Source organism: Chryseoglobus sp. 28M-23, from assembly GCF_014789785.1.
Classification (GTDB): domain Bacteria; phylum Actinomycetota; class Actinomycetes; order Actinomycetales; family Microbacteriaceae; genus Microcella; species Microcella indica.
Genome location: NZ_CP061846.1, coordinates 2,107,524 through 2,124,651 on the forward strand (window position 1 = coordinate 2,107,524; position 17,128 = coordinate 2,124,651).

General features: G+C 68.8%; 16 protein-coding genes and 1 pseudogene. 10 read left to right on the plus strand and 7 right to left on the minus strand.

Annotated features, from left to right (window positions below):
• Nucleotides 1–4: 4 nt before the first annotated feature.
• From IE160_RS10230 to IE160_RS10250, 5 genes are all read right to left on the minus strand, one after another.
• On the minus strand, nucleotides 5–1,285 hold the full coding sequence (locus tag IE160_RS10230) for an ABC transporter permease (RefSeq protein ID WP_152582307.1): 1,281 nt from the start codon (nucleotides 1,283–1,285) through the stop codon (nucleotides 5–7).
• Nucleotides 1,282–2,655: an ABC transporter permease gene (locus IE160_RS10235; RefSeq protein WP_224744454.1), complete on the minus strand. Its 1,374-nt coding sequence runs from the start codon at nucleotides 2,653–2,655 to the stop codon at nucleotides 1,282–1,284. Before IE160_RS10235 ends, IE160_RS10230 begins: the two co-directional genes overlap by 4 nt.
• Nucleotides 2,652–4,166 (minus strand): ABC transporter ATP-binding protein, encoded by a 1,515-nt coding sequence (locus IE160_RS10240; RefSeq protein WP_191151033.1) that lies wholly within the window; start codon nucleotides 4,164–4,166, stop codon nucleotides 2,652–2,654. The genes IE160_RS10235 and IE160_RS10240 overlap by 4 nt, the downstream gene beginning before the upstream one ends.
• A 259-nt stretch (nucleotides 4,167–4,425) precedes the next feature.
• Nucleotides 4,426–5,508 carry a BMP family lipoprotein gene (locus IE160_RS10245; RefSeq protein WP_224744455.1) on the minus strand — a complete coding sequence of 361 codons (1,083 nt, stop codon included), beginning with the start codon at nucleotides 5,506–5,508 and terminating at the stop codon, nucleotides 4,426–4,428.
• Between the two features lie 271 nt (nucleotides 5,509–5,779).
• The gene (locus IE160_RS10250; protein ID WP_179872490.1) at nucleotides 5,780–6,901 is read right to left on the minus strand and encodes a mannose-1-phosphate guanylyltransferase; all 1,122 of its coding nucleotides are present in this window, start codon (nucleotides 6,899–6,901) and stop codon (nucleotides 5,780–5,782) included.
• A gap of 92 nt (nucleotides 6,902–6,993) precedes the next feature.
• Between IE160_RS10250 and IE160_RS10255 the strand changes: the two genes are divergently transcribed.
• From IE160_RS10255 to IE160_RS10300, 10 genes are all read left to right on the plus strand, one after another.
• The gene (locus IE160_RS10255) at nucleotides 6,994–8,145 is read left to right on the plus strand and encodes a glycosyltransferase family 4 protein (protein ID WP_224744456.1); all 1,152 of its coding nucleotides are present in this window, start codon (nucleotides 6,994–6,996) and stop codon (nucleotides 8,143–8,145) included.
• A gap of 169 nt (nucleotides 8,146–8,314) precedes the next feature.
• The gene (gene sdhC / locus IE160_RS10260; protein ID WP_179872491.1) at nucleotides 8,315–8,713 is read left to right on the plus strand and encodes a succinate dehydrogenase, cytochrome b556 subunit; all 399 of its coding nucleotides are present in this window, start codon (nucleotides 8,315–8,317) and stop codon (nucleotides 8,711–8,713) included.
• A 2-nt stretch (nucleotides 8,714–8,715) separates the two neighbouring features.
• Complete coding sequence (locus IE160_RS10265) at nucleotides 8,716–9,192, plus strand: succinate dehydrogenase hydrophobic membrane anchor subunit (protein WP_179872492.1); 477 nt, start codon at nucleotides 8,716–8,718, stop codon at nucleotides 9,190–9,192.
• Nucleotides 9,189–10,979 (plus strand): succinate dehydrogenase flavoprotein subunit, encoded by a 1,791-nt coding sequence (sdhA, locus tag IE160_RS10270; RefSeq protein ID WP_179872493.1) that lies wholly within the window; start codon nucleotides 9,189–9,191, stop codon nucleotides 10,977–10,979. The genes IE160_RS10265 and sdhA overlap by 4 nt, the downstream gene beginning before the upstream one ends.
• A complete protein-coding gene (locus IE160_RS10275; protein ID WP_179872494.1) occupies nucleotides 10,979–11,734 on the plus strand; it encodes a succinate dehydrogenase iron-sulfur subunit in 756 nt (251 codons plus the stop codon). The genes sdhA and IE160_RS10275 overlap by 1 nt, the downstream gene beginning before the upstream one ends.
• 75 nt (nucleotides 11,735–11,809) lie before the next feature.
• A complete protein-coding gene (locus IE160_RS10280) occupies nucleotides 11,810–12,802 on the plus strand; it encodes a YihY/virulence factor BrkB family protein (protein WP_179872495.1) in 993 nt (330 codons plus the stop codon).
• Nucleotides 12,803–12,852: 50 nt separating this feature from the next.
• Nucleotides 12,853–13,701, plus strand: coding sequence for an exodeoxyribonuclease III (locus tag IE160_RS10285; RefSeq protein WP_179872496.1), 849 nt, complete (start codon nucleotides 12,853–12,855; stop codon nucleotides 13,699–13,701).
• Nucleotides 13,702–13,735: 34 nt separating this feature from the next.
• Nucleotides 13,736–14,740, plus strand: coding sequence for a tryptophan--tRNA ligase (gene trpS, locus IE160_RS10290; RefSeq protein ID WP_179872497.1), 1,005 nt, complete (start codon nucleotides 13,736–13,738; stop codon nucleotides 14,738–14,740).
• Nucleotides 14,740–15,312, plus strand: coding sequence for a GNAT family N-acetyltransferase (locus IE160_RS10295; RefSeq protein ID WP_179872498.1), 573 nt, complete (start codon nucleotides 14,740–14,742; stop codon nucleotides 15,310–15,312). Before trpS ends, IE160_RS10295 begins: the two co-directional genes overlap by 1 nt.
• Nucleotides 15,309–16,073, plus strand: a complete 765-nt coding sequence (locus IE160_RS10300) for an HAD family hydrolase (RefSeq protein WP_224744457.1) — start codon at nucleotides 15,309–15,311, stop codon at nucleotides 16,071–16,073. The genes IE160_RS10295 and IE160_RS10300 overlap by 4 nt, the downstream gene beginning before the upstream one ends.
• Nucleotides 16,074–16,242: 169 nt before the next feature.
• Here the strand turns inward: IE160_RS10300 and IE160_RS12585 are convergent, their stop codons facing one another.
• Both IE160_RS12585 and IE160_RS12760 read right to left on the minus strand, forming a co-directional pair.
• Nucleotides 16,243–16,662 carry a putative endonuclease domain-containing protein gene (locus tag IE160_RS12585; protein WP_224744643.1) on the minus strand — a complete coding sequence of 140 codons (420 nt, stop codon included), beginning with the start codon at nucleotides 16,660–16,662 and terminating at the stop codon, nucleotides 16,243–16,245.
• 360 nt (nucleotides 16,663–17,022) lie between these two features.
• A pseudogene (locus IE160_RS12760) lies at nucleotides 17,023–17,118 on the minus strand (hypothetical protein); the annotation flags it as partial.
• Nucleotides 17,119–17,128 lie beyond the last annotated feature (10 nt).

A 17,128-nucleotide genomic window follows, 5' to 3' on the forward strand; every position in this document is an offset into this window, starting at 1 on the left:
CCCCCTATTTGATGTACGGCTTGCCGGAGGCCGCTGGCGGGCGGGACATGCCCACGAGCCCGGCGACCGCGAAGATCGTGACGATGTACGGCAGCATGAGCATGAACTCGCTCGGCACCGGCGACCCGACGATCGAGAGCGTCGACTGCAGGTTCGTCGCGAAGCCGAACAGCAGCGCCGCGAGCGTCGCCCGAATCGGATCCCATCGACCGAAGATGACCGCCGCGAGGGCGATGAAGCCCGCACCGTTGGTCATCTCCTTGGCGAAGGAGCCGACGGCCGCGAGGGTGAAGAACGCACCTCCACCACCGGCGATGGCACCCGCGAGGAGGACGTTCCAGAACCGCGTGGCCTTGACGTTGATGCCGACGGTGTCGGCGGCCTTCGGGTGCTCGCCCACGGAGCGCAGGCGCAGACCCCAGCGGGTCTTGAACAGCGCGAACCACACGGTGGGCACGAGCACGAACATGATGTAGACGATGAGCGTCTGGTTGAACAGGATCGGCCCGAGCACCGGGATGTCGCTCAGCAGCGGGATCGCGACCCTCTCGAACTTGTCTGGTGAGTTGAAGAGCTCCGGGTTGTCGACCATGTACGTCGAGTAGAAGAAGCTCGTCAGACCGATGACGAGAACGTTGAGCACGACGCCGACGATCACCTGGTCGACGAGGTACTTGATGGCGAACGAGGCGAGGATGACCGACACGAGCGCCCCGGCGATCATCGCTCCCAGCAGACCGAGCATGGGCTGCCCCGTGAGCGTGCCGATCATCGCGGCGACGAACGCGCCCGCGAGCAGCTGCGCCTCGATCGCGATATTGACGACGCCGACGCGCTCGGAGATCACGCCGCCGAGCGCTCCGAAGATGAGCGGCGTGCTCACGGTGAGCGCACCAGCGAGGAGCCCGACGAGGGGGACGGTCGCCCCTGCTGCGGCCCACGTGAGGAACCCGAGCAGGAAGACGAGCGCGAACACGGTCGTGAGCCACAGCGGTACCTTGCGGGCCGCGCGCACGAGCAGGAACGCGCCGACGGCCGCAGCCGCCATGAGGATCACCGCGACGATGCCGGTCGCATAGGAGGGCAGGATGAGCGCGGGCAACTGGATGGCGTCGCGGCCATCGCTGAGGCGGTAGGTGGTGTCGCCGCCGCGGCCGAGGCCGAGGAAGAGCGCCGCCCCGATGACGGTGAAGATCGCGAACGCGATGGGCGCCTTCCAGCTGCGCACGGTCACGGACGTGCTCTCAGCGGTCGACGGGGCGGGGGTCGTGGTCACGGCGCTCATCGGGCCGCCTCCTTCGTGCGGGAGATCGACGGGACTCGCCAGCGGAACGAGGAATCCGGGGTCGGCAATCGGAAGATCGCACGCACGAGGGGCGGTGCGGCGATGAAGAGCACGATGAACGACTGCACGACGAGGACGATGTCGACGGGAATGCCCTCGGCCGCCTGCATCGTGTAGCTGCCGGCCTTCAGAGCACCGAAGAGGATGCCCGCGAAGAACACTCCCCAGGGCTTCGAGCGGCCCAGCAGGGCGACGGTGATGGCGTCGAACCCGATGCCTGCGTCGAGGCCGGCGGCGAAGCCGCCGGTGAAGTTGCCGAGCACCTGGTAGACGCCCGCGAGGCCGACGAGGGCTCCCGCGATGAGCATGACCTTGACGTAGACGCTGCCCACGTTGATGCCGGCGACGCGCGCCGCGTGGGGGTTCTCGCCGACGGCGCGAAACTGGAAGCCCATCGCCGAGCGGTTGAGCAGGTACCAGACGTAGATCGTGGCGAGCACGACGAGGATGAAGCCCAGGTTGAGGTTGTACTGCGGCCCGAGGAGGTCGGGGAACACCGCGGTCTCGAGCATGGGGCCGCTCTTGGGGTTGTTCTGGCCGGGAGCCTGGAGCGCCCCCTCGGTACGCAGAAGGTAGGAGACGAGATAGAACGCCACGTAGTTGAGCATGATCGTGACGATCACCTCATGCGCTCCCGTGCGCGCCTTGAGCAGACCGACGAGCCCGCCCCACAGAGCGCCGCCGATGATGCCGACCACGAGCGCCACGATGAGGTGGATCACGGGCGGCATCGGGATGTACGCGCCGACGTAGCCCGCCGCAGCCGCCGCGATGAGCATCTGGCCACGGCCACCGATGTTGAACAGGCCGACCCGGAAGGCGAGGGCGACGCCGAGGCCGGCCGCGATGAGCGGCGTGGCGTTGGCGAGCGTCTCGGTGATGGGGCGGAAGGCCGCGACGAGGTCGTCGGGGCGCAGGTAGTTGAAGATCGAGCCGCGGAAGAGCGCTGCGTAGGCTCCACCGACCGCGTCGGCGATGGCGCGCAACGTGTCGGCGGGGCGGGAGAAGAAGTAGCCGGCAGCCTCCTGCACACCCTCGTCGGTCATGACGATGAGGAGGCCGCCAAAGATGAGCGCGAGCAGGACGGCGAGGACGGAGATCGCGGCGCTGCCGCCGAAGATCTCCTTGAGGATCTGCGTGCTGCGCGGAGGCGGCGGCACGTCGCTCGCACCGTGCTGCGCGCCGGCGGCATCCGTCGTTTCCGGCGTGAGGGGCTCGGCACCGGCCGTGTCGGCCGGGTGCCCCTTCGCCGAGGGGGAGGCCGCCGCGCCGCCGAGCGCCGCGTCCTTCGGGTCGTTGGTGTTGCTCACGCCGCCACCTCCGCGGGGGTCTCTCCGGCCATCATGAGCCCGAGCACGTCGCGCGGGGTGTCGCCGGGAACGATGCCGATGATGCGACCGCGGTACATGACCGCGATGCGATCGGCGAGGGCCGTCACTTCGTCGAGCTCGGTCGACACGACGATGACGGGCACGCCCTCATCGCGCGTCGCGACGATGCGCTTGTGCACGAACTCGATCGAGCCGACGTCGAGCCCGCGCGTGGGCTGGGCCGCGATGAGCAGGCTGAGCTCGCGGCTGAGCTCGCGCGCCAGCACCACCTTCTGCTGATTGCCGCCCGAGAGGCTGCCGGCGGGCGAGGTGATGCCCTGCGTGCGCACGTCGAACTCTTCCACGCGCTCGGTCGCGAACTGGGCGAGGTGCGCGAGCTGTAGCGTGCCGCGCTTCACGAAGGGCGCCCCGGTCGAGCGATCGAGCATGAGGTTCTCGGCGATCGTGAACGTGCCCACGAGGCCGTCCTCGGTGCGATCCTCCGGCACGAACCCGACACCGGCGTCGAGCACGCCCCGCGTGCCGCGCTCCAGCAGCTCGGTGCCATCGAGCGTCACCGAGCCGCTTACGTGCGACTGCAGACCCATGATCGCCTCGGTGAGCTCGGTCTGCCCATTGCCCTGCACGCCGGCGATGGCGAGGATCTCGCCCTTCCGGATCTTGAACGAGACGTCGTTGACGAGGATCTGGCCGATCGAGTCGGTGACCGTGAGGCCCGACACGATGAGAGCGTCGTCGCCGGCTTTCGCGGGTGCCTTGTCGACGGTGAGATCGACGGCGCGGCCCACCATGAGGGAGGCGAGCTCGGCGTTGGTCGCGGTCGGCTCGGCCTCGCCGACGACCTTCCCCAGCCGGATGACGGTGATGCGGTCGGCGACCTCGCGCACCTCGCGCAGCTTGTGGGTGATGAAGACGATCGAGGTGCCCTCGTCCTTGAGCTGGCGCATGATCTCCATGAGCTCGTCCGTCTCCTGCGGCGTGAGCACGGCCGTGGGCTCGTCGAAGACGAGCACGTTCGCGTTGCGGGAGAGGGCCTTGATGATCTCGACGCGCTGCTGCACGCCCACGGGGAGGTCTTCGATGCGGGCATCCGGATCGATGTCGAAGCCGAAGCGCTGCGAGACCTCGCGCACGGTCGCGCGGGCCGCCTCGAGGTCGAGCCGACCGCCGAACTGCGTGGACTCGTGACCGAGCATGACGTTCTCGGCGACGGTGAAGACGGGGATGAGCATGAAGTGCTGGTGCACCATGCCGATGCCGGCCGCCATGGCGTCTCCCGGCCCCGAGAAGTGCTGCACCTCGTCGTCGAGGAGGATCTGCCCCTCCTCGGCCTGGTAGAGGCCGTAGAGCACGTTCATGAGGGTCGACTTGCCCGCGCCGTTCTCCCCGAGCAGGGCGTGGATCTCGCCGGGCTCGACGGTGAGGTCGATGTGGTCGTTGGCGACGAGCGCGCCGAAGCGCTTGGTGATGCCTCGCAGCTCGAGTTTCATCTCTCGGCCTTCCTGCGCCGTCGAGATGCGGCGCTGCTGTGCAACCGGTGAGGCTCGCGGGCGTCGCGCAGGGCGACGTCGGTGTGCCTGTCAGATTCCACTGTAAGGGAGCAGGGCGACACGAATCTGAGCGATTCAGTGCTCATGTGAGCGCTTCGCGCTCCGGTGATCCCGGGATGCCCGGCAACGCATCGAGGGAGGCCAGCAGCGCTGACCTCCCTCGATGTGACGCGACTGAGGGGCCGTAGCCCCTCGCCGACTACTGGCCCGGCGTGGCGGGCGAGGTGACCTCGATCGAGCCGTCGATGATGCCGGCGATGACCTCATCGATCTGACCCGAGAGCTCGGCGTCGACGAGCGACTCGAAGTCGTGGAACGACGCGAGACCGACGCCCTCGTTCTCGAGCGTCCCCACGTACGGGCTGTTCTCGAAGTCGCCGTTCGCCGCAGCGATCACGACGTCGTAGACACCCACAGCGATGTTCTTGAGCACCGAGGTGAGCAGCAGGTCGGCGACCGAGGGGTCGGAGACGTAGACGTCGGAGTCGACACCGATCAGGGCGATGTCGCGGCCGGAGTCGCGGATCGCCTCAGCGGCGCTCTGGTAGATCGGGCCACCGACGGGCAGGAGCACGTCGACGTTCTGGTCGATGAGACCCTGAGCCGTCGTGAGCGCCTCGGTGCCGGGGGCGAAGCCACCGGTGAAGGCACCGGTCTGAGCCTCGAAGTCCCAGCCGAGCGCCTGGACGTCGGTGCCGTTGACCTCGTTGTGGTACTCGACGCCCTGGACGAAGCCGTCCATGAAGATCGTCACCGGCGGGATCTGGATGCCGCCGAAGGTGCCGACGACGCCGGTCTCCGAGTAGCTGGCCGCCGCGTAGCCGGCGAGGAACGCCGCCTGGACGGTGTCGAACTGGATGGGCTTGACGTTGTCGCCCTCGACGAACTCGTCGATGATGGCGAAGTTGATGTCGGGGTTCGCGGCCGACGCGTTGGCCGTGGCCTCGGCGAGCAGGAAGCCGACCGTGATGATGATGTCGCAGCCCTCGGCGACGAGGCCCTCGACGTTGGGCTCGTAGGCGTTCTCGTCAGCCGACTCGACGGCGTTGAACTCCACGCCGAGCTCGGCGGCGGCCTCCTCGAGACCGTTGAATGCCGCCTCGTTGAACGAGCGGTCGTCGAAGCCTCCGGCGTCCGACACCATGCAGGGATAGAAGTCGAGCGCCTCGGTCTCCTCGGGAGCCTCCTCCTCCGGAGCTGCCGCGCAGCCGGCGAGCACGAGCGCGCTCGCACCGAGCAGGGCGAGCCCGCTGAACGCGCGCTTACGGGTGGTGTTGATCACTGTGTCCTCCAAAATTGCCGCCCCGCTACCGATGGCGGGACTCATGGGGCCACGTTAGCGAACGGGAGGCCCGCTCAGCAGGGCCGAAGGGCCCAGGTGACCGAAGCGTTACGAATCCGCGACGAGACCGTCATGTGCCGGAAATCCGCGGGATTCCAGGGGTCCCGGTGCGCTCGTGCGTGCGCGCGTGCTCGAATGAGCAAGGCCGCGACGGTCGTCGACGCCTCGCCCGCCGACCGCGACAGCACCGCGCGTGCTAGAGGAGCGCGTGCTAGAGCAGGTCGTCGCGACCGGACTGCTTGATCGCGTCGACGACCGACTTGACGCGCTGAGCGTTCTCGCGCGTGGTCACGAGCAGGGCATCCGACGTATCGACCACGACGATGTCCTGCACGCCGATGAGCGAGATGAGGCGGGAGGTGCGCGAGACGACGACGCCGCTCGAGGAGTCGGCGAGGACGCGCGCGCCCTCACCGAGGATCGCCAGATCGCCCACGCGGCCGTTCGAGAGCAGCTTGGCGAGCGAGGAAAAGTCGCCGACGTCGTCCCACGGGAAGGTGCCGCGCACGACCGCGAGCCGACCTCCCGCCGCCGCGGGCTCGGCCACGGAGTAGTCGATCGCGATCTTCAGCAGACCCGGCCAGACCGCGTCGACGACCTGCGAGCGCTCGGGGGTGTCCCACGCCGCCGCGATGCGCACGAGGCCCGTGTGCAGCTCGGGCTGCGACTGCGCGAGCTCCTCGAGCAGCCGGTCGGCGCGCGCGATGAACATGCCGCCGTTCCACAGGTACTCCCCCGAGGCGACGTACTCGGTCGCCGTCGCGAGGTCGGGCTTCTCGACGAAGCGCGTCACGAGCTGCGCGTGCGGGGCCCCCTCGATGGCGAGCGGTTCGCCGCAGCAGATGTAGCCGAAGCCGACGGAGGGCTCCGTGGGGGTCATCCCGATCGTCGTGACGTACCCCTCCCGCGCGACGGCCACCGCCTCGCTCACCGCGTGACGGAAGGCGACGGCATCGCCGATCACGTGATCGGCCGCGAAGGAGCCGATCACGACCTCGGGGTTGCGCCGCACGAGGATCGCCGCGGCGAGGCCGATCGCAGCCGAGGAGTCCTTCGGCTCGCTCTCGAGCACGATGTTCGCGTCCGTCAGCTCCGGCAGCTGCGCCTCCACGGCCGCGCGGTGCGCCCGACCCGTGACGACCATGATGCCGTCGCTGCCGGTGAGCGGCAGCACGCGATTCCAGGTATCGCGCAGCAGTGTGTGGCCGCTGCCTGTCAGGTCGTGCAGAAACTTGGGGGCCTCCGCGCGGGAGAGCGGCCACAGACGGGAGCCGACGCCGCCGGCCGGTATCACGGCGTGGAAGTCCGGAAGCGCAGTGGTAGTCGCTCGCATGCCCGTCACCCTATCGGCAACCCCCGTTCACGAGAGGGCCACCTGACGCGCGGAGCATGGCCTCAGCGAAGGCCGGTGAAGGGATGCCCGACATGCGTGTAGCCGTAGTGAGCGAGAGCTTCCTGCCGACCGTGAACGGGGTCACGACCTCCGTCGCCCGCGTGCTCGAGCACCTGCAGCGCCGTGGCCACGAGGCCCTCGTCATCGCCCCCGCCGCCGGGTCCCCCAGCGAGTACGCCGGCGCACCCGTGCACGAGGTGCCCGCCGTGCTGTACCGCCGCTTCCCCGTCGGCATCCCCACCCCGCTCGTGCACCGCACCCTCGCCGACTTCGCCCCCGACGTCGTGCACGCCGCCTCCCCCTTCCTCCTCGGCGCCCACGCCATCGGGGAGGCCTCGCGCCTGGGCATCCCGAGCGTCGCCGTCTTCCAGACCGACGTCGCCGGCTACGCGCGCCGCAACCGGCTCGGCGCCGCCGAGGGCTTCGCCTGGCGCGTCGTCAACCTCGTGCACGACAAGGCCGACCTCACCCTCGCCCCCTCGAGCGCGGCCATGAGCGACCTCGCGGCAGCCGGCGTGCAGCGCCTCGCGCGGTGGGGTCGCGGCGTCGACCTCGACGGCTATCACCCGCGCACGCGGCTCGAGCCCGAGGTCGCGCAGCTGCGGCGCTCGTGGGCGCCCGGCGGCGAGACCATCGTCGGCTACGTCGGGCGACTCGCACCCGAGAAGCAGGTCGAAGCGTTCTCGGCACTGCGCGGGGTGCCGGGCATCCGGATCGTCATCGTCGGCGGCGGCCCCTCGGAGTCGAGCGTGCGCCGGGCGCTCTCCCGCATGCCCGTCACCTTCACCGGGCCGCTGCATGGTAGTGAGCTCGCGCGCGCCTACGCCGCCTTCGACGTCTTCGCGCACACAGGCACCGAGGAGACGTTCGGCCAGACCATTCAAGAGGCGCAGGCGAGCGGCACCCCCGTGATCGCGCCTCGCTCCGGAGGGCCTATCGACCTCATCGAGCACGGCGTGAGCGGCCTGCTCACCGACCCGGACGACCCCCGGACCCTCGCCCGCGCGGTGACCGCCCTGACCGCCGACCCCGGCCGCCGCGCGCGTCTCGGCGAGGCGGGGCGCCGATCGGTGCTCGGGCGCACGTGGGAGTCGCTCGGCGACCAGCTGCTGTCGCACTACGAGAGCGTCGGCGCGCGACGCCCGGTGCTGACACGGGCACTCAGAAAAGTCGACGTAGACTGACCCTTATCGGCGGCCACCAGTCGAGAAAACGGAGTCCGAAGGACCCCGCGAGCACGTTCTGACGCGGAGCGCGCTCGTCGTCATCGTTCCCCAAGGAGGGTTTCTCGTGCCAGCGAAGGCAATGCCCGCAACAGAAGGGGCTGGCGCAGCAGGCAGCTCATCGGCGACCATGACCGTTCCCGCACCGCGACCGTCGGTGATCCCCGGCGGTACGCTCTACCGCGGCAACGAGGGCATGTGGTCGTGGGTGCTGCACCGCATCACGGGTGTCGCCATCTACTTCTTCCTGCTCGTCCACATCCTCGACACCGCGCTCGTGCGCGTGAGCCCCGAAGCCTACAACGCCGTCATCGGCGCCTACAAGACGCCGATCATGGGCGTCGGCGAGCTCGCGCTGGTCGGTGCGATCGTGTTCCACGCCTTCAACGGGCTGCGCATCATCCTGGTCGACTTCTGGGGGGTCGGCACGCGGCACCAGAAGGCGATGTTCTACATCGTCCTCGGCCTGTGGCTCGTGGTCATGATCGCGTTCACCCCCCGCCAGCTCATCAACGTGTTCGGAGGCTGATCATGACGACCCCTGACCTGGCGAACACTGGCGCGAGCACCATCGACGCCCCCCGCAGCCCCTACGCGCGGACGAAGCGCGGCATCAACCTTGAGAAGTGGGGCTGGATCTACATGCGCGTCTCGGGCGTCATGCTTGTCGTGCTCATCTTCGGCCACCTCTTCGTGAACCTCGTTCTCGGAACAGGCGTCAGTCAGATCGACTTCGCTTTCGTCGCCGGCAAGCTCAGCGACCCGTTCTGGATCGTCTGGGACACGCTCCTGCTGTGGCTCGCGCTGCTGCACGGCGCCAACGGCATACGCACGATCATCAACGATTACGTCTCGACACCGCGCGTGCGCGGCATCCTCATCGGGGCACTGGGAGCCTCCACGGCCGTGCTGCTCATCCTCGGCACGCTCGTCATCTACACCTTCGACCCCTGCCCAGCAGGTGCCGATCCCGCCCTCGTCGCATCCTTCTGTGGAGACCTTTCGTGAGCCCTGAGTTCGTCGCCCCCGCCGCCTCGACCACCGTCCACCAGCACCAGTTCGATGTTGTCATCGTCGGCGCCGGAGGCGCGGGCATGCGCGCCGCCATCGAGGCCGGACCGAACGCCAAGACCGCGGTGATCTCAAAGCTGTACCCGACGCGGTCCCACACCGGGGCCGCGCAGGGCGGCATGGCCGCGGCTCTCGCGAACGTCGAGGAGGACAGCTGGGAGTGGCACACCTTCGACACGGTCAAGGGCGGCGACTACCTCGTCGACCAGGACGCGGCGGAGATCCTCGCGAAAGAGGCCATCGACGCGGTCTTCGAGCTCGAGAACATGGGTCTGCCGTTCAACCGCACGCCGGAGGGCAAGATCGACCAGCGTCGCTTCGGCGGGCACACGCGCGATCACGGCAAAGCGCCCGTGCGCCGCGCGTGCTACGCGGCCGACCGTACTGGCCACATGATCCTGCAGACGCTGTTCCAGAACTGCGTCAAGCTCGGCATCGAGTTCTACAACGAATTCTACGTGCTCGACCTCATCATGAGCGAGGGCCGGGCGGCAGGCGTGGTCGCCTATGAGCTCGCGACCGGTGATCTGCACGTCTTCCATGCCAAGAGCGTCGTGTTCGCCACCGGCGGCTTCGGCAAGATCTACAAGACGACCTCCAACGCGCACACGCTCACGGGCGACGGCGTGGGCATCATCTGGCGCAAGGGCATCCCGCTCGAGGACATGGAGTTCTTCCAGTTCCATCCGACCGGGCTCGCCGGCCTGGGCATCCTCCTCACCGAGGGCGCCCGCGGCGAGGGCGCGATCCTGCGCAACGCTTCCGGCGAGCGGTTCATGGAGCGCTACGCCCCCACCATCAAAGACCTCGCACCGCGCGACATCATCGCGCGGTGCATGGTGCAGGAGGTCGCCGAGGGTCGAGGCGCGGGGCCCAACAACGACTACGTGCTGCTCGACTGCACGCACCTCGGCGCCGACGTGCTCGAGACGAAGTTGCCCGATATCACCGAGTTCGCCCGCACGTACCTCGGCGTCGACCCCGTGCACGAGCCCGTGCCGGTCATGCCGACCGCGCACTACGCGATGGGCGGGATCCCGACGAACATCAGGGCTGAGGTGCTCGCCGACAACAACACCGTCGTCCCCGGCCTCTACGCCGCCGGTGAGTGCGCGTGCGTGTCGGTGCATGGCTCCAACCGCCTCGGTACGAACTCGCTGCTCGACATCAACGTGTTCGGCAAGCGCGCCGGCACCAACGCGGTCGAGTACGCGGGCCAGGCCGACTTCGCGCCCCTCCCCGAGGACCCAGCGAAGGAGGTGCGCGAGCTCGTGGAGCGCATCCGCAACGCCGACGGCCCGGAGCGCATCGCAACGTTGCGCCGCGAGCTGCAAGAGGAAATGGACCGCAACGCCCAGGTGTTCCGCACCGACGAATCGCTGAGCGAGGTAACCCGGACGATCGCGCAGCTGCGCGACAAGTACCAGAACATCGGCATCCACGACCGGGGCAAGCGGTTCAACACCGACTTGCTCGAGGCGATCGAACTCGGGTTCCTGCTCGACCTCGCCGAGGTCGTGGTCTACTCGGCGCGCAACCGCAAAGAGAGCCGCGGCGGCCACATGCGCGAGGACTTCCCCGACCGGGACGATGTCGAGTACATGAAGCACACCATGGCGTACCTCACGGGCGATCCCCGCTCGGGCGTCGCTGAGGACCACATCAGACTGGATTGGAAGCCCGTCACGATCACGCACTACCAGCCCATGGAGAGGAAGTACTGATGGCGACCGCCGCCCCCGAAGCTCCCGCAGCGGACTCTGCCGCCGTGCAGGCCTTCACCGTCACGCTCATCGTGCGCCGGTTCAACCCGGAGCAGGACACCGAGCCGTACTGGCAGGACTTCGACGTCGAGATGTATTCGACCGACCGCGTGCTCGACGCCCTCCACAAGATCAAGTGGGATCAGGACGGCACGCTCGCCTTCCGGCGCTCGTGCGCCCACGGCATCTGCGGCTCCGACGCCATGCGCATCAACGGCCGCAACCGTCTCGCGTGCAAGACCCTCATCAAAGATCTCGACATCACGAAGCCGATCTACGTCGAGGCGATCAAGGGCCTTCCGCTCGAGAAGGACCTCATCGTCGACATGGAGCCTTTCTTCGAGTCGTACCGCCAGGTGCAGCCGTTCCTCGTCGCGGGCTCCAAGCCCGAGAAGGAGCGCCTGCAGTCGATCGAGGAGCGCGCGCGCTTCGACGACACGACCAAGTGCATCCTGTGCGCGGCGTGCACCTCGTCGTGCCCGGTGTTCTGGACCGACGGGCAGTACTTCGGGCCCGCCGCGATCGTGAACGCCCACCGCTTCATCTTCGACAGCCGCGACGAGGCCGCGCAGGTGCGCCTCGACATCCTCAACGACAAGGAGGGCGTCTGGCGCTGCCGCACGACCTTCAACTGCACCGAGGCCTGCCCGCGCGGCATCGAGGTCACGAAGGCCATCGCCGAGGTCAAGCAGGCGATCCTCAAGGGCACCCCGTAGAGTTCGCCGATGCCGCGGAACCCCACACCTCCCGAACGTGAGAACGAGGATCCCCCGTCGGTGAAGGATCGCGCGATGGGTCTCGTGACGACCGTCCTGCAGTCCCGGCCGGTGCGCGTCGTTCAGCACTACACCGCGAAGCGCGGCCCCATCCTCGGCTCCGGGCTCGCCTTCCAGGCGATCTTCGCCGTCTTCGCGGCACTGTGGATCGGCTTCGCCGTCGCGGGTCTCGTGATCGCGACGAACATCGGCCTGCGCGACTCGCTCATCGATGTGCTCGCCCAGACGGTGCCGGGACTCATCACGACCGACGGCGAGGACGGCATCGTCGACCCCGCGGATCTGCTCGCAGCGAGCGTGGACGCCTTCAGCTGGCAGGGCGCGATCGCGGCCGTGGTCCTGCTCCTCGCGGCACTCAACTGGCTCGCCTCGGCGCGAGAGGCCGTGCGCTCGATCTTCGATCTGCCGCTCCTGGACCAGAATGTGCTGCTGCTCAAGGTGAAGGACCTGGGTCTCGCGGTCGCCTTCGGCGCCCTGCTGGTGCTCTCGGCGGTGCTCTCCGTCGTGAGCACGCTGGCTCTCGATGCGGTGCTCGAGTGGATCGGCATCCGCGACTCGACGACGAGCACCGTCGTCGGCCGCATCATCACCCTCGGCGTCATGTTCCTGCTCGACGCGGTCGTGCTCGCCGCGCTGTACCGGGTGCTCGCGGGCGTGCGTATCCCGCTGCGCAGGCTGCGGCAGGGTGCCCTGATCGGCGCCGTCGCCCTGGGCGGCCTCAAGGTGCTGGGTAACAGCCTGCTGGGCGGCGCGAGCAACAACCCGCTCATCGCGAGCTTCGCGGTCTTCATCGGTCTTCTCATCTGGTTCAACCTGGTGTGCCAGGTCGTGCTCGCGGCGGCCGCGTGGGTCGCGGTCGGCATCAAGGACGACCGCATCGTGCTCGACGAGGACTACCTGCAGACCCGCCTGAACCAGGCGCGCGAGCTGCTCGAGTACTACGACCCGCAGCCGGAGGACCCGCCGGGCTTCTGGCAGCGCGTGAAGGGCCGCTTCTCGCGCTCGTGAGGGCCCGTCGGCCGGTCTCGCACGTCTGGTGTGCTTCGTAGACTGGAGGCATGACTTCACCGGTGCGCATCGCGAGCGTCAACGTCAACGGAGTGCGCGCCGCGTACCGCAAGGGCATGGGCGACTGGCTGGATGCCCGGGGCGTCGACATCCTCGCTCTCCAAGAGGTTCGTGCCTCGACCGACGACGTCACCGGCCTCCTGGGCGACGACTGGTTCGTGCTGCACGACGCCGCCACGGCGAAGGGCCGCGCGGGCGTCGCGCTCGCCGCCCGCCGCGAGTTCGGCGCCCACCGCGTAGCGCTCGGCGACGACGACTTCGACAGTGCCGGGCGCTGGCTCGAGGCCGACCTCGACGTGGGCGGCACGACCCTCACGGTCGTGTCGACCTACGTGCACTCGGGCGAGGTCGACACCCCCAAGCAGATCGAGAAGTACCGCTTCCTCGACGCCATGGAGGCTCGACTGCCCGAGCTCGCCGCGCACAGCCGGTACGCACTCGTCGTCGGCGACCTCAACGTCGGCCACCGCGAGTTCGACATCAGGAACTGGCGCGGCAACCGCAAGAATGCGGGCTTCCTGCCGCGCGAGCGCGCCTACTTCGACCGCTTCTTCGGGCCGGAAGGCTCGACCGTGGAAGGCGTCGACGGCTCGACCGGCCCCGGGCTCGGCTGGGTCGACGTCGGCCGCCGCTGGGCGGGCGAGGTCGACGGGCCGTACACCTGGTGGTCGCAGCGCGGCCAGGCCTTCGACAACGACACCGGGTGGCGGATCGACTACCACGTCGCGACACCGGCGCTCGCGGAGACCGTGCAGTCGTACGCCGTCGACCGTGCCGCCTCGTGGGACACGCGGTGGAGCGACCACGCGCCCGTGGTGGTGGACTACGCGCTTCCGTGAAGTACTGCTCGAGCATCCCTGGAAGAATGAGGGCATGAGCCTCCCCCGCCTGTTCTCGGGCATGCAGCCCTCCGCCGCTAGCCTGCACCTCGGCAACTACGCGGGAGCCCTGCTGCAGTGGCGCGACCTGCAGGCGACCCACGATGCGATCTTCTGCGTCGTCGACCTGCACGCCATCACCGTGCCGCAAGACCCCGCCGAGCTGCGCGAGCGCACGCGCCGCACGGCCGCCCAGTACATTGCCGCGGGCATCGACCCCGAGCACTCGACCCTGTTCGTGCAGTCGCACGTGCGCGCACACGCCGAGCTGGCCTGGGTGCTCAACACCATCACGGGGTACGGCGAGGCCTCGCGCATGACGCAATTCAAAGACAAGTCGGCGAAGGGCGGCGCCGATGCCTCGTCGGTCGGCCTGTTCACCTATCCGATTTTGCAGGCGGCCGACGTGCTGCTCTACGACACCGACGTCGTGCCTGTGGGCGAAGACCAGCGGCAGCACATCGAGCTCACGCGCGATCTGGCTGGGCGCTTCAATGCACGGTTCGGCGAGACGCTGCGGGTGCCCCAGGTGCGCATTCTGAAGGAGACCGCGAAGATCTACGACCTGCAGAACCCGGGGGCAAAGATGTCGAAGTCGGGTGAGAGCCCGGCCGGAATCCTGTGGCTTCTCGACGACGACAAAGCCCTCACCAAGAAGATCAAGTCGGCCGTCACCGACTCGGAAGGGATCGTGCGGTTCGACCCGGCGTCCAAACCGGGGGTGTCAAACCTGCTATCGATCCTCGCGATCGTCTCGGGGCGTTCGGTCGCGTCCGTCGAGGGTGACTTCGACGGGCTGCAGTACGGCGCGCTGAAGGGTGCCGTCGCCGACGCCGTGGTCGCCGCGTTCGCACCGATCCGCGAACGCACGCTCGAGCTGCTCGACGACCCTGCCGAGCTTGACCGCCTGCTCGCCGTCAATGCCGCGCGCGCCGAGAGCGTCGCCGACGCGACCCTGCGCCGCGTGTACGACGCGGTCGGCTTCCTACCGCGCGCGTGATGGTGCCGACCACGCTCACACTGCAGACCTCGCGGTTCGTGCTGAGTGCCCCACGTGACTCCGACGTCGACGCGATCCACGCCGCGTGCCAGGACCCCGAGCTGCAGCAGTACACGACGGTTCCGCTGCCGTACACGGTCGACGAGGCGCGAAAGTTCGCGACCAAGTACGCGCCCCAGGCCTGGCGCGACGGCACCGAGTACGTGTTCGGCATCCGGCCAGATGACACATCCCCGCTCATTGGGGTCATCTCGTGGCAACGCGAACGGGGCTTCGTCGGTTACTGGCTCGACTCTCGTCATCGGGGCACCGGGATCATGACGGAGGCGCTACGCAGTCTCAGTGAGTGGATCCTGAGCCAGGACGGGGTCGACATCGTGCGGTGGGAGGCCCACGCGGGCAACGTCCGGTCGGCCATCGTGGCGCAGCGGGCCGGGTTTCGCTGGTCGGGTGAGCGACCCTGCGTCGTCACCGACTGGGAAGGGCAGCACCCGTGGGGATGGCATGCCACTCTGCGGCACGAGCATCTCGGCTCGGTGCAGCCGGCGGCCGACTGGCCGGTGCTCACGTGAGCACGACTACGGGCACCCGGGTCGTGCTGTTCGACCTGGATGACACGCTCATGGCGCACACGCGCGCTGTCGACCTCGCGATCGCGCGGGCGCAGCTAGTGGCCGGCGGCAACTTCGGTGCCGATGATCCCGCGGTCGTGCAGGCACGCTGGCGCGAGCTCGAAGAGCACCACTACGCGCGCTACCTGAGTGGCGAGCTCGACTATCTGGGGCAGCGCGTGCACCGCGCGCGCGATCTGCATGCCCCGTACGGCATCCACCTCGACGACGAGGCCGCGCTGCAGTGGTTCGCTGAGTACCTGCACGGCTATCGCGACAACTGGACTCTCTTCGACGACGTGCTGCCAGCACTCGACGCGCTCGAGACGGCCATCGACGGGGTGCGGTTCGGCATCATCACCAACGGCGACCTCGCCTTCCAGACCGACAAGCTGGAGCGCATCGCGCTGTGGCAGCGGCTCGGGCTGCACTCCGGCCACGGCCAACTGATCGCCAGCGGAGCCCTCGGCGTCACCAAGCCCGACCCTGCCATCTTCGCGGCCGCGGCCGCCGCCTTCGACGCACCGGCCGCGGCGTGCGCCTACCTGGGCGATCGAGTGCGCACCGATGCGATCGGGGCGCACGAGGCCGGGATGCTCGGCATCTGGCTCGACCGCGGCCGCGATCGCAACGAGACAACCTCTGAGTCGCACGTCGACCGGCCGGCGGGCGTGCCGCGCATCCGGAGCCTGCGCGAGCTGCCCGCCCTGCTCGCCCCCTGACCGCGCCTCATCTGCCACCCCACCGTCCCAACTCCCCGCGCACCGCCTGCGCCGCGTGTTCGCAATTCAGTCCAGAGCAGCTCAGCCCCCGGCAGGCGGTCGAGGCAGGCAGCCCTGGCCTGAATTGCGAACACGCGCTCTCCGAAGCGCATACGCGTGGCTCCATCTGTCACGTCGCGCGGGACGCGCGCAGCGCCGCGCGCACCGCCTCGACCACCTGTCGCCGAGAGTGCATCGCCTGCTCGTACGACACACGGACAACCCAGCGACGGCGGCGCACGAGCTGCAGGTCACGGCCGTAGTCCCGAGTTACCGCGTCGACGGTCGAGTGCCACGCCGCACTATCGACCTCGACGACAATGCGACCCTCGACGAGGAGATCGACGCGCCCCACCCCCGGGAACAACACCTGCGGAACAACTCTCAGTCCAGCGTCGACGAGGGCGAGATGCACGAGCGACTCCGTCCCGGACTCGGCACGAGCATCGATACGGTCGAAGACTCGTCGCTGTCGCGATGTCACCTGAACAGCAAGCTGCTCGAGGTTCTGCCGCTCGATCACTCCCTGGTGCAGTGCGCTGTCGAGCACAGCGATCGCGATAGCCCTCGGTTGGCAGCGAACGACCTGGATCAGGGCATCCAGCACACCCACGCGCCAGCTCTCACATTGGTCTGACTCGAGGAGCGGGCGCCAATGGCGTCGCAACTCGTGATGCGCCTCACCGACGGCTGTGCGCCCGCTCAACCGGAGCGCCCTCAGGCGGGCGGCGTTGGGCTTCAACCACACGTGCACGAGCCGCCGGTCGGGAGTCCAGATGCCGTACGTCTCCACTGCCGTAACGCACGCGGCCGGACCACCAACATGCAGAGCCGCCACGACTCCGCGCGCGGTGTGCGCGGGTACGTACAGTCCCCTGCGCGGGCGCACGAGAGTGCCCCGGGCAACGGCCGCCGCGAGATGTCGAGGCGTGAGCCCGTGCGCAAGGAGCTGGCGCCTCGTGAGGCAGATTGTCGCGTGTCTCGAGAACGGGGTGAGCGCATCCATCGTTGCAGTG